The 14,128-nt window shown below is 51.4% G+C and carries 16 protein-coding genes; 3 read left to right on the forward strand and 13 right to left on the reverse strand.

Features of this window, described 5'->3' with window-relative positions:
• Positions 1–7: 7 nt before the first annotated feature.
• From GYMC10_RS25250 to GYMC10_RS25290, 9 genes are all read right to left on the reverse strand, one after another.
• Positions 8–904 (reverse strand): 5'-3' exonuclease H3TH domain-containing protein, encoded by an 897-nt coding sequence (locus GYMC10_RS25250; protein ID WP_015737130.1) that lies wholly within the window; start codon positions 902–904, stop codon positions 8–10.
• Between the two features lie 298 nt (positions 905–1,202).
• Positions 1,203–1,565 carry an arsenate reductase family protein gene (locus tag GYMC10_RS25255; protein WP_015737131.1) on the reverse strand — a complete coding sequence of 121 codons (363 nt, stop codon included), beginning with the start codon at positions 1,563–1,565 and terminating at the stop codon, positions 1,203–1,205.
• Positions 1,562–2,626 (reverse strand): RluA family pseudouridine synthase, encoded by a 1,065-nt coding sequence (locus GYMC10_RS25260; protein ID WP_015737132.1) that lies wholly within the window; start codon positions 2,624–2,626, stop codon positions 1,562–1,564. The genes GYMC10_RS25255 and GYMC10_RS25260 overlap by 4 nt, the downstream gene beginning before the upstream one ends.
• A gap of 3 nt (positions 2,627–2,629) precedes the next feature.
• Positions 2,630–3,190, reverse strand: a complete 561-nt coding sequence (locus GYMC10_RS25265; RefSeq protein WP_015737133.1) for a cob(I)yrinic acid a,c-diamide adenosyltransferase — start codon at positions 3,188–3,190, stop codon at positions 2,630–2,632.
• Positions 3,191–3,414: 224 nt separating this feature from the next.
• On the reverse strand, positions 3,415–3,678 hold the full coding sequence (locus GYMC10_RS25270) for an aspartyl-phosphate phosphatase Spo0E family protein (protein ID WP_009590300.1): 264 nt from the start codon (positions 3,676–3,678) through the stop codon (positions 3,415–3,417).
• Between the two features lie 118 nt (positions 3,679–3,796).
• Entirely contained in the window at positions 3,797–5,002 is a 1,206-nt protein-coding gene (locus tag GYMC10_RS25275; RefSeq protein WP_015737134.1) for an aminotransferase class I/II-fold pyridoxal phosphate-dependent enzyme, read from the reverse strand.
• A 14-nt stretch (positions 5,003–5,016) separates the two neighbouring features.
• Positions 5,017–5,517 carry an Lrp/AsnC family transcriptional regulator gene (locus GYMC10_RS25280; RefSeq protein ID WP_009590307.1) on the reverse strand — a complete coding sequence of 167 codons (501 nt, stop codon included), beginning with the start codon at positions 5,515–5,517 and terminating at the stop codon, positions 5,017–5,019.
• Between the two features lie 190 nt (positions 5,518–5,707).
• Positions 5,708–6,094 carry a spore coat protein gene (locus GYMC10_RS25285; RefSeq protein WP_015737135.1) on the reverse strand — a complete coding sequence of 129 codons (387 nt, stop codon included), beginning with the start codon at positions 6,092–6,094 and terminating at the stop codon, positions 5,708–5,710.
• Between the two features lie 40 nt (positions 6,095–6,134).
• Positions 6,135–6,371, reverse strand: a complete 237-nt coding sequence (locus tag GYMC10_RS25290) for a hypothetical protein (RefSeq protein ID WP_015737136.1) — start codon at positions 6,369–6,371, stop codon at positions 6,135–6,137.
• Between the two features lie 139 nt (positions 6,372–6,510).
• Here GYMC10_RS25290 and GYMC10_RS25295 point away from each other — a divergent pair, with 139 nt between their 5' ends.
• On the forward strand, positions 6,511–7,737 hold the full coding sequence (locus tag GYMC10_RS25295; protein ID WP_015737137.1) for an NAD(P)/FAD-dependent oxidoreductase: 1,227 nt from the start codon (positions 6,511–6,513) through the stop codon (positions 7,735–7,737).
• A gap of 169 nt (positions 7,738–7,906) precedes the next feature.
• Here the strand turns inward: GYMC10_RS25295 and GYMC10_RS25300 are convergent, their stop codons facing one another.
• The 4 genes from GYMC10_RS25300 to GYMC10_RS25315 form a co-directional block, all read right to left on the reverse strand.
• On the reverse strand, positions 7,907–9,115 hold the full coding sequence (locus GYMC10_RS25300) for an MFS transporter (protein WP_410002349.1): 1,209 nt from the start codon (positions 9,113–9,115) through the stop codon (positions 7,907–7,909).
• 138 nt (positions 9,116–9,253) lie between these two features.
• Positions 9,254–9,817 (reverse strand): hypothetical protein, encoded by a 564-nt coding sequence (locus GYMC10_RS25305; RefSeq protein ID WP_015737139.1) that lies wholly within the window; start codon positions 9,815–9,817, stop codon positions 9,254–9,256.
• Between the two features lie 161 nt (positions 9,818–9,978).
• On the reverse strand, positions 9,979–10,398 hold the full coding sequence (locus GYMC10_RS25310) for a DUF350 domain-containing protein (RefSeq protein ID WP_009590305.1): 420 nt from the start codon (positions 10,396–10,398) through the stop codon (positions 9,979–9,981).
• 110 nt (positions 10,399–10,508) lie between these two features.
• Positions 10,509–12,878 carry an endonuclease MutS2 gene (locus GYMC10_RS25315; RefSeq protein WP_015737140.1) on the reverse strand — a complete coding sequence of 790 codons (2,370 nt, stop codon included), beginning with the start codon at positions 12,876–12,878 and terminating at the stop codon, positions 10,509–10,511.
• A 156-nt stretch (positions 12,879–13,034) separates the two neighbouring features.
• Between GYMC10_RS25315 and GYMC10_RS25320 the strand changes: the two genes are divergently transcribed.
• The gene (locus tag GYMC10_RS25320; protein ID WP_015737141.1) at positions 13,035–13,394 is read left to right on the forward strand and encodes a phage holin family protein; all 360 of its coding nucleotides are present in this window, start codon (positions 13,035–13,037) and stop codon (positions 13,392–13,394) included.
• A gap of 322 nt (positions 13,395–13,716) precedes the next feature.
• Entirely contained in the window at positions 13,717–14,103 is a 387-nt protein-coding gene (locus tag GYMC10_RS25325; protein WP_009593061.1) for a cytochrome c oxidase subunit II, read from the forward strand.
• Positions 14,104–14,128 lie beyond the last annotated feature (25 nt).

The following is a 14,128-nucleotide window of genomic DNA, read 5'->3' on the forward strand; positions in this document are numbered from 1 at the left end:
GAAGCGGCTAGGAAACCACCGCCACCCCAAAAAGATGGCCAAGACTCTTCATTTCCAGCTCCTCCAGTTTGGTTAACGCACGTTCGTGATCCACGCTCAGGCGGCACAAATCGAGCTCGCATTCCATTGGAACCTCGCAATGAATTTCGGCCAGGGCCCGGGACAGATGCAGCATCTCCAAATCCGCTTCGATCTTGGTGCGAACCCCTTTGGTCAATGAATCGAGATTGGCAAGGATGCCTTCCACGGATTCATATTCCTGGATCAGCTTGACAGCCGTCTTCTCGCCGATCCCGCGTACGCCCGGATAATTGTCGCTCGTATCTCCCATCAGGCCTTTCACATCGATCACCTGTCTTGGAGAAAGACCCTTTTCGGCATAAAGCGTCTCCGGTGTATAGTGCATATAATTGCCATGCCCCTTTTTCATAATGATGACCGAAGTCGAATCGTTCACGAGCTGAAGCAAATCGTGGTCGCCCGACAGGATCATGACGTTCATGCTATCGCCGAACCGTCTGGCAAGCGTACCGATGCAGTCATCGGCCTCATAACCCACAACGCCCAGATTCGGGATCCCGAGGCATTCCGTCACGTCGCGAACCAGCGAGAACTGCGGAACCAAGTCATCCGGCGCTTCCGGACGATTGCCTTTATACGAGGCGAATTGCTCCGTACGGAATGTTTTTGAGCCCATATCCCAGCAGCAAGCCACATGGGTAGGCTGAAATTTATCGATAGCATCCCACATATACCGCAGGAAACCGTAAATCGCGTTGGTCGGCACGCCCGCTTTGGTACGGCGGATATAACCGCTGGACGCGGTTGCATAATAAGCACGAAATAATAAAGCCATCCCGTCGACGAGCATTAAGGATGGTTGTGGATTGGGTATCACGGTCATGATCGCTCCTAACTTTAACTTCTCTGGTATAACCTTAAAATATACCTTGTCATTATACCATATCCTTATATGGACTTGGGCTTGTCACAGGGTATTTCTTTGAATTTCCTATCGTGGGCTGTTCAAAAAAAAAAAGAACATTCCGATGGTCGAAAAACCATGGAATGCTCTGCCTTCATCAGCAGGACGACATCGTTACCGGCGAATGGCTGCCCTTCGGCAAACCGATTCCGCGACTCTCGTAATCAATCACTGCCGCAGTTTGTCTTTTGTGTCTGTCATGTCCCAAAAACGACCGTTACTTCTGCCATGCCTCCTGATATTGCTCCGCTTTGAAGCCGACGGTTACTTTGCTGCCGTCGGTCACGATCGGACGCTTGATCAATCTTCCGTTGGAAGACAACAGTTCGATCTTCTCCTCATCGGAAAGACCGGGCAGCTTGTCTTTCAGGTTCATTTCCTTGTATACCTCGCCGCTCGTATTGAAAAATTTCTTTAGCTCCAGTCCGCTCTTGGCGATCAGGTCGGCTAACTCATCCTTCTTTGGCGGTTGTTCGAAAATATGTTGAAGCTCCAGCTCATGTCCTTCGTTCTGCAGCCATTTCACGGCGTTACGGCAAGTCCCGCATTTCGGATATTGATATACTTTCAGTTTGCTCATTCAATAGGTTCTCCCTCTAATGTTGTAGTGTTACATAATGAAGTGACAGCTTCTTGCGCGAGCGCTAATCTCAATGATTTCATGTCCTCAGGTAGCGGGGCCGTGAATACCATCGTCTTCCCCTCAATCGGATGCATCAGCGTCAGGCTTGCCGCATGCAGCGCCTGCCTGTCCATATAGCCGTCCAGCCTCATGATCGTTGCGGCTAACGGATCCAAAGACCCGACGGCCCCATTGGAATCCTCATCCCTCTCCGGCGCATCCGGTAACAATCCCTGTTCGCTGTATACGGGATGCCTGTACATCTGATCTCCGATCAATGGACAACCGATGCTTAGCATATGCACCCGAATTTGATGCGTCCGGCCTGTTTCGAGCTTCAATTCCACCAAGGATGCAGAGGGGTAAGTTTCGCATACCCTATACCGCGTAAGCGAAGGATATCCTTCCGGAGTTACGATGCGCCGGTGGGGCTCCAACGGATCCCGATCAATCGGACCGTCAATATCGCCTGTCTGCGAAGAAGGTCTTCCATGCACAAAAGCGACATACCTCTTATCGACGGTGCCGGCAATCATTTGTTCGGAAACATGCTGATGAATATACGCATTCTTCGCGATTACCAGTACGCCGGAAGTCTCCTGATCGAGCCGGTGAACCGCTCTGAACCGGTAATTCCAGCCCTTCTCCTGCCAATAATGAACGACCCCGTTGGCCAGCGTGTCGGTGTAATGCCCATGCGTCGGATGCACGATGACCCCTGCCGGCTTGTTCAAGACAAGCAGATGCTCATCCTCGTACAGAATATGAAGTTCCATGGGCTGGGGCAGCATATCGTTGGAACGTTCCTGCTCCATCCGAATTTCGACCAAATCGCCCGCTTGCACTTTAACGCTAATATATACGCGGGTCCCGTTCAGCATAATGCCCTGCTCCGTCAATTTGAGGCGGGAGAGCAGCTTGCGGGATACCCCCATTCTTTTTTGCAAAATGGTCTTAAGCAGCATGCCGTCTTCGTGTGAAGGCACGACATAGCGGATTGGCGGATAGTACAGACTCATCTATTACCGGAACACCTTTCCGCTTCGCTCATATTCAACATCAGGTATCCCGGCATGCACATTGGCTGCCCGTGCGACAACAAAGAAATAATCGGACAACCGGTTCAAGTACCGGCGGACCTCCGGATTGATCTCGGTGGTTCGCTGCAGCGTAACGGTCAACCTTTCTGCGCGGCGGCATACGGTCCGGCATACATGCAGCGAAGAAGACAAGGCGCTTCCGCCCGGCAGAATAAAGCGCTCAAGCGGAGGGTTCTTCTCTTCGAATGCATCCAGCCACGCCTCCAGACGATCCACAAGCTCGGCACCGACCTTGAGTTTATCCTCCCGCGGCCTAGCATAAGCCAGATCCGAGCCGCAATCGAACAGTTCATGCTGGATTTGAACGAGCTGAAGATACAGCTCCTCAAAATCGGCTTCCTTGGCCAAGCACACGGCCTGACCGACAAAGCTGTTCAATTCATCGATCGTGCCGTACGCTTCGATGCGCGGATCATCCTTGGGCACGCGACCGCCAATAATCGAAGTCTCCCCCGCATCTCCCGTTCTTGTATATACCTTCATCACATCTTCCTCCATTTCATATCTTGAACGAACACCTTAACATCTTATTATGCTCACTATAGCATAATTTCGGATCACGTTCCCGCTGCGGCCGAATAAACCCAAGGCCGATAATGCCTGAGGGAAGTGCTTTAGGTTGGCGTTTGGATTTAAACACAAACAAGGCTGAACCACGAGTATTCTCACTCTAGGAACAGCCTTGTATTATTTAATGGTGAAATATTTTAGAGTTTCTTTTTGGGATGGGCCTTCATATATTCGTTGATCTTCAGATCCAGCAAACTGCTGATCTCGATCACAATTTCCGACGTGAAGGACTGCTCTTCCAAAAATATTTGCTCCATCTTCCGGCGGAGCATGTGAATTTCGTCTTCCAAGGTAATTTCCTGAGGAGTGGATTTGGCTGATTTAATTGACCATTTACCGTGATTATTGTCTTCAGCCGTATAATCACCACGGTAGTTTGACAATTCATAATCACAAAACACTGGTGATCCCTCCTTGGAAAGTAAAATTCTGCCCCCAAAATAAAATTATAACATAATTTTCGTCAATGAAAAGTGAATCTTTTGTTAATTCAAGGAAAAAGTTCAACGAATTCCTTGCCTACTTTATTTTTTCAACAAAATTGCCCATTCGCTCCAATGCCTCATTTAGTTGAGCAATGGATGTAGCATAAGAACAGCGAATGAAACCTTCCCCGCCAAGCCCGAAAGCAGTGCCCGGCACTGCGGCCACTTTGGCTTCGGTCAGCAATCGCTGAGCAAACTCTTCAGAGCCGAGTCCCGTTCCCTTGATGCTTGGGAAGGCGTAGAACGCTCCCTGGGGTTCGTGGCAATCCAGACCGATCTCCCGCAGCCCCTGCACAACGAGTCTGCGCCGCTGGTTATAGGATTCAACCATTCGGTCCTTCTCCCCCATGCCGTTACGCAATGCTTCAAGCGCGGCGACTTGCCCCATGGCCGGTGCACACATGACCGTATACTGATGAATTTTCAGCATGGCGGCAATGAGATCCGTATGGGCGCACACATATCCCATACGCCAGCCGGTCATAGCAAACGCCTTCGAAAAGCCGCTCACCAGTATGGTGCGGTCCATCATGCCGGGCATCGAGGCAAAGCTGACATGCTTGCCTTCATACGTGAGCTCGGCATAAATTTCATCTGAAATCACAATCAGATCGTGCTTTTCCACCACTTCCGCAATCGGAAGCCAATCCTCGTAGGTCATGATCGCCCCTGTCGGATTGCTCGGATAACAGAGAATCAGAATCTTTGATTTGGGCGTGATTTGCGCTTCCAGCGCCTCGGCCGTCAGTTTGAAATGATGCTCCGCCGTCGTTTCGATGCCGACGGGCACGCCGCCGCCGATTGAAGCGATCGGCGAATACGAAATGTAACACGGTTCCGGAATCAGAATTTCATCTCCGGGAACAATCAAGGCCCGCAGCGCCAGATCAATCGCTTCACTGCCGCCCACGGTTACGATGATTTCATTCGCAGGATTATAGGTCACATGAAAGCTGTCGTTCAAATATTCCGCGATCGCTTCCCTCAGCTCCGGCATGCCGGCATTGGACGTATAGCCCGTAAACCCGCGTTCCAATGAATATACGCACGCTTCTCGTACATGCCACGGCGTAACGAAATCAGGCTCCCCGACGCCTAGCGTGATAATATCCTTGTTTCCGCTGACGAGATCGAAAAATTTCCGGATTCCGGAGGGTTGAATATCCCTGACTCTAGGCGCCAAATAGGAGCTCATCGATTTCCTGTTATTTTCTGCAAGCTGCTGTTCGTTCAAAATCATAGCACACGCTTCCTTTACGGCGAGATCAGGAGACGATTGTCTTCTTGACGTTCTTCAAAAATAATCCCGTCTTGTTTATATTTTTTTAAAATGAAATTCGTTTTGGTCGATAATACAGAATCAATAGGCGACAGTTTCTCGGAAACAAAATTGGCCACCTCACGCAGGTTACCGCCTTCCACTTCGACCAGCAGGTCGTAGGCGCCTGACATCAAATAAACCGACTTTACCTGCGGGAACAAATAAATCCGTTCCGCGATTCCTTCAAAGCCTCTTCCGCGCTCAGGCGTTATCTGAACCTCGATCAGCGCCGTAACCTTCTCGTCCTCCACCTTGCCCCAATTGACAACGGTGGCGTACTTGACAATGACGTGATCTCGTTCAAGCTCCGCAATGGAGGTCTTTACTTCTTCCTCTTCTACACCGAGTAGAGTAGAGAGTAGAGCCGGCGATCTTCTCGCGTCCTCTTTCAGCAGGTCAAGCACCTTCAGTTTCAATTCGCTTAGCTCTTCCATGTACGTATCCTCCAGCACTTATTCCGAATAACCGCTCATGACACACGGTTTTGTCGGAACAGAGATTAATACTTATATTACAATAACTTACACGGGATGTGCAAAAGAAAAAAACCGATGCATGCCCGCAGCGAATGCTGGAGGTGTCATCGGCGAAATCGTTGCGTTAACCATAGATGGTTGGGTTACATTACATATAAGAAGCAGGGGATACATTGGTTGCATGGGGCTCAACGTTCGGATTGTGCGCATACGCGCCCATGCTTGAAGTTTTTTGATTTATCGTTTCCCGAGTTTTTTGTACGGACTGCTGCGCTTGTTTATGCTGCTTGTCCACATCGTATTTCAGCGCATGCGTGCCTGCGGTGTACATGTTCTGCTGCTTCATCATATTAAAGAATTCGCCTTGCAGACTCAGCGTATCCGTGGTCAAATTGGTAAACATTTGACGCACGTCAGGGCAAGTGGCTTCCGTCGTGGCTGTCGTATATTCTCGAACGGCCCGTTTCAGTTCTCCCAGTATCGGGCTGAGCAAATCCTCTTCGGGCAGGAATGAAGATCCGTTAGGGGTTGCCATCGTAGTTCCTCCTTTGGGTTGTAGGTTATGCACTGTCTGCTTACTGCGGCTGGTTGGGCGCAACGCTGCTGTGGGTCTGAAGGGAGTTCACCAACATATCAAGATGCTGCTCATGTCGCTTGACGAATCCGAGCAGTGCCTGCTGAATGGCAGGGTTCTGACTGGCTGCCGCCGTAGCGGCGCAATGCTTGGCCAGCATGGTCTCGTTGGAGATGCAGTCCACGATATAATCCAGCTCTTTTGAAGTGAGAGGCTGTAATTGCTGATTGGATGTCATACGGTTCGTTGTTCCCCTTTCCATTTAGGTTGACAGGACCTAGTATGCCACCGTTGTACAAATCTATGTCGCAAGATGTCATGAAATGCGGAAGGAACGACCAAACTAATTGCGATGTGACGATGGGAGGGGATGGATCATGTTACTGACCGGCGGAACAACGCCCTGGAAATATTTAAACACCGAACCGGTAAAAAAATACCCCGTGCTCTCGGACCGGCTTAGCTGCGACGTGCTGGTCGTCGGAGGCGGTATCAGCGGTGCCCTGATGGCCTATGTCCTGAGCGTGCAAGGCGTCGACGCCATTCTCCTGGAGAAAAGTCGAGTATGCGAGGGCAGCACTTCCGCCAATACGGGACTGCTGCAAATCTCCAACGACTGTCCCCTTTCGAATTTGATTCAACATTTTGGCGAGGACCGGGGTACCGCCTTCTACATGATGTGCAGAAATGCCATACGTCGGCTCACTGAAATCGCGAATACGTTGTCAAGGGATTCCGGGTTGATCTCTCGAAGCAGCCTCTACTATGCCAGCAACCCTCAAGATATCGGCTTGATTCGTCATGAGTATGACCTCCTCAAACGCAAGGGCTTCGACGTGCAGTACTGGAACCGCGATGATGTGAAGGCTAAATTTCCGTTCTCAAAGGAAGCCGCCATCTATACCCGCGGCGATGCCGAAGTCAATCCCTACCGTCTCGGACATCATCTTCTTCAAGATGCCGGCGATCAGGGACTGCGAATTTATGAAAACAGCGAAGTGAAAGAAACCAGGTATACACACAACGATGTCACCGTCATGACGGATCAGGGAAGCGTTTCAGCCAAACACGTGATCTGGGCTACCGGGTACAGCACCCAAGAATGGAAGCCGGATTATCAAGTGGATCTCCTCAATACCTATGCCATTATGACCGAGCCTGTTCACGATCTGTCTTCGTGGTATGAGCGGGCTCTCATATGGGAGACCGACCGTCCATATCTCTATTTCCGGACAACGCCGGACCGGCGGATCATGGCCGGTGGACTGGATGAGCCGCTGCCTCCTTCAGGCAAACCGGAGGAATACGCCGAGCCAAGAAGTCAGAGACTGCTGAATGAAATTCATAAGCTGTTCCCTACGATGACGGACCTGAAAATGGCATGCAGCTGGGCTGGCGTGTTTGCCTCCACCAAAGACGGCATCCCGCTGATCGGCAGACATCCGCAGTATCCGCACAGCTACTTCATCGAGGTTTATGGCGGAAACGGTATGGTTTACAGCATGATCGCCGCCGATCTCCTGGCCGAGACGATTGCCGGCAGAGAGCCCGAAGAACTGAAATGGTTCTCGCTGAGGCGTCCGATCGACCTGAACTTCACATAAATTAAGAAGGTATCCCCTAACAGGCCCTGCGGCCTTGGAGATACCTTCTTTGCATTTGTACGATTTGCCTCCGCGTCGCGGCCTTCTATTTTAAAAAACGTCGCTGACCTGCGTTATCCAACTTTCGCTCATTGCATGATCTCCCTGACTCACATCGATGCCATCAGGCTCAGGCGGCTTGTCCTTTGCTAGGAAACAGCTTTCGTATGAACAACCAAGATCCGATGGGGGATGCCCCCAGAAACAGCAGCAGCAATGTTATCGTTAACGTATCCTGCCTGAATGACAGTACAAGAATGAAAACAAGCAAGCCCGTAATTCGGCCTATCGTCAGACTGAGTTCCCGGAGCACGACCAGCTCCACCCGCTTCTCCACGTTTTCCTGATTCACGCCCATGAGATCGAAGCTGGCCGATATAGCCGGCATCATGTACAGCGGAATGAAGAGCGACGTCCCGATTCCCAGCACCAGCAGCGTAGTGTAGTTGACCGTAAATAGCAGCGGCATGATGACAATCAGCATCAATACGGAACCAACCAGCATGCCGGTTTTACGGAATTTGGGCTTGAACCATTTCCCGCAGGCCCAGTAGCTGACCAGTGAAACGGCCGAAGTAATCAACGCGAATTGCCCCAGTTTGGACTCCTGATCCGTTGCCACGAAAACAAGCAGCGTGATGAGAAAGGAGAACACGCCCTCCCGGATTCCCTGAACAGCCAAGCCTAATACCGCGTATTTCCAAACCCCGCCCTCCTTGAGGCGGCTTACCCCTTCCAGCCAGTGATAATCGCTTTGAACCGGCCTTTTGCGCAGAAAAAAGCTCATGACCACCGTTACGGCGAAGATGGCCATCGACACGGTAAAAATAAACCGATAGCCCTGATCCCCATGCATCAGCGTGATGATCCAGCCTGCCAGCCACGGACCGATAATCCCCGTTATGGAGCCCAGGAGCCCGATCCAGCCATTAAACCAGTCCCGGTTCTCCGCACTCGAAACCTCGAAGTAAACCACATTAAAGGCCAACCAGAACAATCCTAAAGACACACCGAACAGCAGGCCGAGCGGCCAAATGTAATGGACGGCGTCCCTCCCTGCCCACAGCACGCATAGATAAAACAAGCCGGACACGGCAATTCCCAGGCGAAGCGCATTCATTTTGTTATGCTCCTTCACCCATTTGCCGGCGGCCCAGAACGTCAGGCCAAGCGCCACCTGCTGCGCAATCGTGAACCAGCCGAGCATGGTGTAATCCTGGCGGCTTTTCCATAAGTATACGTTGAGGAACGTACCCGACAATGCGCTCGATAGAATAAACAACCCATGAACCGATAACAGAAGCATAGCCTGGGGGTCCTTTGTCAACTTCATATACAGTTCCTCCCTTGCCCTTTCACTTGAAGTCCAAGGTATTTTACCCCTTCGCGCTCCACTTCATGAACAAAAAAAAGGAAACCGCCGCCGGCAGTTTCCTTAAGTCATCCGCGGGATCGGCAACAGCGCCGCTCCGCAACTCTATTCCTTTTTATGGATAAAACTCTTGATCATCCGAAGCCGGTCGTTCTCTGCCAAATTGTACTGCACATGGAAGCATCCGGGACATACATAAACGTTCAGATCGTACGGTGGCTGCAGAATGGGAGCTTGGATCAAGGGTGCGTGAACCGGCTGGAAGCCTTCTCCGCTCACGTGCTGCGTTCCTGCATGGAGCATATACTCTCGGCAATGCAGACACTCGGGTACTTCCTCTTGTTGGTCCAGGATCCCCTCCACCGTCTCCTCGAATGCAAAAAGATCGTGATCTTCCCCGTACTTATCCACGGTGCGAAGCGATGACAGCGATTCATGGTCGGAGCCCCAGATGCGATGAAGATCGCGCGCCTCCTCGTCGGAAGGCTCATAAGCCTCTTCATATTCCTCCACGACGTCCTCTTCATCTTCATCTTCATCTTGCAATGCGATATTCAATGTGCGGTAGCCTTTAAGCTCATTCGCGCAGTGAGGACAGGTATCCTCGGGACCTATCTCCTCATCCCATACAATCTCACTTTGGCACCATGGGCAAACCGTCGGTTCCATCGGTCATTCATCCCTTTCTTTATTCAAACGGCCATGAATGGCCCTGTTTACGTTATTTTTATTGAGACATTAAGTATACAATACCTGCCACGAAAAAAATCATGGCTGCCGCAAACAATATCCTCGGTAAATATTTCATCGTTCTTTTCCTCCCGAAGCCCTTAAGTAATGCTCGCTCCAATAATGTAAGACAAAGATACGGTGATAAGAAGCACGATCAGGCCCACTGCCCGATTATCCTTGCCAATCTCTTCATCGACCGAAAACACAGGCGTCAAGAATTCAAGCAGCCAATAAGCCAATAAAAGCAGTATAAACCCGAAGAACGACCATTTAATCATGCCGTAAATGGACGTATTAGCCGTGATGCTATACCGCATCACGTTACAAATGCCAAAGACCTTGCCGCCGGTCGCCATGGCCGCGGCAACATTTCCTTTGCGTATTTCATCCCAGCAATTGTACTTGGTAACCAATTCAAAGCAATACAAGTAAACAATAAGTGCAAGTATCGCAACCGAGAAATAGCCGACGAGCACCCCAAGCGGATGGGTCAGCAAATGATCAATCGCTTCCGTCATTCCCTTATTTCCTCCCTGATAAACGGGATGCGGCACCTTTCGCATCCCGTCGTTCTGAACCCTATTGATGATATGTTATACGATTGAAGGAGAAAACGGTTCCTGATTTCTTATTTCAACTCGGCAATCGTAACGCCATTGCCGCCTTCGCCGTAATTGCCTAAACGATGGCTCTTGACATGTTTGTGCTTGCGCAAATAATCCTGAATGCCGGTTCGCAAAATGCCGGTTCCCTTGCCGTGAATGATGTAGATCTGTCCCAGATTCCCCAAAAACGCCTCATCAATGAACCGGTCCACCTCGATCAACGCTTCTTCCAGGTTCGCTCCCCTTAAATCCAGCTCATTCCGGATGTTGGCATCGCGGGTTCGCTTCAGGACGGTGGCATGCTGTTTCGGTGCCTGCTTGGCATTGGCCGCCGGATTCGACAGCAGCTCCAAATCGTCCAGCGCGACCTTCATCTTCATAATGCCAAGCTGAACGACGGCTTCCTTCGAGCCGGACATCTCCACGACATGCCCCTTCTGATTCAGGCTGTATACCCGAACCTCATCCCCGGGCTCGATGCTGCGCTGCTGCTTCGCAGAACGCTGGCCGCCCGTTTTCTTGCCCTGCTGCGGCTCGGCGTCATCCAGGCGCTTTCTGGCCGCGATCAGCTTGTGCTCCTTAACGGAAGCCCCTTCCTCCTGGGCAATCTTGCGCAGGTCCGCAATGATTTCCTCGGCTTCGCTCCGCGCCTTGTCCACGATCTGTCTTGCTTCCGCCCGAGCCTTATCAACGAGTTTGTCTTTCTGCTCCTCGAGCTTCTGAAGCTCCTGCTGGTGACGTTGACGCAGTTCCTCCATTTCCTTCCGGACCTGTTCCGCCTTCTCACGCTCCACTTCAGCGGTATGCCGGTTCTCCTCGAGGGACGCAATCATATGCTCCACCCGCTGATCCTCTTCCTTCACTTCCCCGCGGGCGAATTCCAGAATGGATCCCGGCAATCCCAGACGTTCTGCAATAGCAAACGCGTTACTTCTTCCAGGAACGCCCACCAGCAGCCGATAAGTCGGACTTAGGGTATTGATATCGAACTCCATGCTGGCATTGATCACGCCTTTGCGTTCATAGGCGTACGCCTTCAATTCGGAATAGTGCGTCGTCGCGATCATGCGGCAGCCCATGCGGTGGATATGCTCCAGAATGGAAATCGCCAGAGCCGAACCTTCCGCCGGGTCGGTCCCCGCCCCCACTTCATCGAGCAGGACCAGGCTCTTCGGCGTCATCTGGCTTAAGATGCGGATGATGTTGGTCATATGGCTGGAGAAGGTACTCAGGCTCTGCTCAATGCTTTGCTCATCGCCAATATCCGCGTAGATCGCATCGAACACGCACATCTGGCTGCCTTCTTCGGCCGGGATAAACAGTCCGGACATCGCCATCAGGTTTAATAAACCGATCGTTTTGAGCGTAACCGTCTTACCGCCGGTATTCGGGCCCGTGACGATGATGGAGGTATAGGAATTGCCCAATTCCACGTCCAGCGGCACGACCTGGTCCGTCGGTATGAGCGGATGTCTGCCTCTGCGCAGCTTAATATATCCTCTGTCGTTCATACGCGGGAGCGAAGCCTTCATCACATGAGCCAAACGGGCTTTGGCAAAAATAAAATCGAGCTGCCCGATCAGATCGACGTCGATGGACAGCAGTTCAGCCTGCTCGCCGACCTGGGCGGTCAGCTTCTGCAGAATCACTTCGATCTCCCGCTCTTCCCGCATCCGGGTCTCGCGCAGCTTGTTGTTCATCGCCACGATGGACTCCGGTTCGATGAACAGCGTCGCGCCCGAGCCGGACTGGTCGTGCACGATACCGCCGAAGTGGGAGCGATACTCCGCTTTGACGGGAATGACGAATCGGTCGCCGCGAATCGTAATCAGCTGGTCCTGCAGCATCTTCGCCACCGATTGCGAACGGATCATGGATTCCAGCTTCTCGCGGATGCGTACCTCTCCGCCTCGCAGCTCCCTCCGAATTTGCGACAGCTCCGCGCTTGCGGAGTCCAGCACCTCGGCCGTTTCATCGATGCAGAGCCGAATGGCATCCTCCAGCGGCTTCTGCTCCGAAATAAGATCGCTTAAATTAAAGAGAATATCAATCTTCTCATCCTCATGAATCGCAGCGATAAACCGTTTGATTCGTCGCGACCCGTGAATCGTGTTCGACGTGGCAAGCAATTCATGCGGATTCAGCGTGCCTCCGATTCGGGCCCGCTTCAAAGCATCGTTGATGTCGGTAATGCCGCGGAAGGACGGGTTGCCCTTAAGCCTGTCTACGGTGTAAGCCTGGTCGGTGGCCGCGAGCAGATCCTTCACGGCTTCGAGGTCGGTCTCTGGCATTAACCTTTCTGCCCTCAAACTTCCCATGGAGGTTTGGGTATACTGCGTCAATGTATTTAAAATTTTCCGGTATTCTAAAGTGTGCAAAATCTTGTCGTTCAAGAAGTTCACAACTCCTCTCAATCAATGCCTATATTATATCGAACGCCATGCGAAATCGCCATGGAATCCAAAATCCTTCCACACATAACCTTACGTCCGATTGAACAAAATAAATTCTGCGTAACATTCCAGTCTTATTCTAAGGAGGCAGGTACCATGCAATTTCTCGGGCATGTCGTTCGATTTATCGTAGCCGCGCTCGTCCTTATGGTCGTCGGATGGATCGTCCCTCAATTCTCCGTCGGCGGATTCGGAAGCGCCCTGCTGCTTGCACTCGTCATCGCCCTGTTTGGCTGGGCTATCGAGGGCATCTTCGGCAAAAAAGTCACGCCGTTTGGACGCGGCATCGTGGGCTTCATTGTGAGCGCGCTTGTCATTTACCTGGCCCAGTTCATCGTCGGAGGCGTTAGCGTCTCCATTCTGGGTGCTCTGCTTGCTGCACTGGTCATCGGGATCATCGATCTGTTCATTCCGATCTCCACCCCGTTTGAAGCAGGCAAAAACCGCAAAGAATAAGATAGAAGGCCGCCCGCTTCTGTCAAAGGATCCTGACGGAGTCCTGTTCCTGAACGATCCCGGTTCGCGGTTAAATCCATCGATGCATTCCCCACAACAGCCCCCTGTTGCTATATGACAGGGGGTTGTCCGTGTTCGAGCAAGTTCCCGTCCTCTGTGACTATGTTTCCCCTACATTATAACGTAAATCCATAAAATTCGTTGCAAACGCTTCACGTTCACCAATTTTTCATAACAGGCATGTGCGTCGACTCCCGTTCTGAGCTATCATAAAGATTGGAAATTAATTTTCACAATTATTTCATAGTCAGGAGAGATTATAGTGAAAAAAGGCATAGCACTACTTGTTTCATGTATGCTCCTTTTTGTATTGGCGGCCTGCGGCGGAAACCAACAAGAGTCCGAGGGCAATTCGGGGATCACGGATACCGGCGTAGCACCGGAAGCAGAACTCGTGATTAAAGGCTCCAACTTCCAATTTGACCAAGCCGAATATCACCTCAAAAAAGGGGTGCCCGTCAAGATTACTTACGAGAACGAAGACGGCAACCACGGCGTTATGATTCCTGCGCTTGGCCTGCAGCTGGACCGAAAGAACAACTCAACCGTCGTTACGCCTGACAAGGCAGGAGAATTCGAGGTTTCGTGTTCCATTATGTGCGGAGCCGGTCACAGCAAAATGATATCCAAACTGATCGTCGAAGAATAGCAGGGCTTGCTATGCAAAATGAAAA

Source organism: Paenibacillus sp. Y412MC10, from assembly GCF_000024685.1.
Taxonomy (GTDB): domain Bacteria; phylum Bacillota; class Bacilli; order Paenibacillales; family Paenibacillaceae; genus Paenibacillus_AQ; species Paenibacillus_AQ lautus_A.

Bases quoted from the DNA above. Each gene is read 5' to 3' on its own strand.
- GYMC10_RS25265 (WP_015737133.1), bottom strand. From the start codon at position 3,190: ATGAAGGTATATACAAGAACGGGAGATGCGGGGGAGACTTCGATTATT.
- GYMC10_RS25275 (WP_015737134.1), bottom strand. From the start codon at position 5,002: ATGATTTTGAACGAACAGCAGCTTGCAGAAAATAACAGGAAATCGATG.
- GYMC10_RS25305 (WP_015737139.1), bottom strand. From the start codon at position 9,817: ATGGAACCGACGGTTTGCCCATGGTGCCAAAGTGAGATTGTATGGGAT.
- GYMC10_RS25250 (WP_015737130.1), bottom strand. From the start codon at position 904: ATGACCGTGATACCCAATCCACAACCATCCTTAATGCTCGTCGACGGG.
- GYMC10_RS25280 (WP_009590307.1), bottom strand. From the start codon at position 5,517: ATGGAAGAGCTAAGCGAATTGAAACTGAAGGTGCTTGACCTGCTGAAA.
- GYMC10_RS25255 (WP_015737131.1), bottom strand. From the start codon at position 1,565: ATGAGCAAACTGAAAGTATATCAATATCCGAAATGCGGGACTTGCCGT.
- GYMC10_RS25285 (WP_015737135.1), bottom strand. From the start codon at position 6,094: ATGGCAACCCCTAACGGATCTTCATTCCTGCCCGAAGAGGATTTGCTC.
- GYMC10_RS25260 (WP_015737132.1), bottom strand. From the start codon at position 2,626: ATGAGTCTGTACTATCCGCCAATCCGCTATGTCGTGCCTTCACACGAA.
- GYMC10_RS25295 (WP_015737137.1), top strand. From the start codon at position 6,511: ATGTTACTGACCGGCGGAACAACGCCCTGGAAATATTTAAACACCGAA.
- GYMC10_RS25310 (WP_009590305.1), bottom strand. From the start codon at position 10,398: ATGACGGAAGCGATTGATCATTTGCTGACCCATCCGCTTGGGGTGCTC.
- GYMC10_RS25320 (WP_015737141.1), top strand. From the start codon at position 13,035: ATGCAATTTCTCGGGCATGTCGTTCGATTTATCGTAGCCGCGCTCGTC.
- GYMC10_RS25290 (WP_015737136.1), bottom strand. From the start codon at position 6,371: ATGACATCCAATCAGCAATTACAGCCTCTCACTTCAAAAGAGCTGGAT.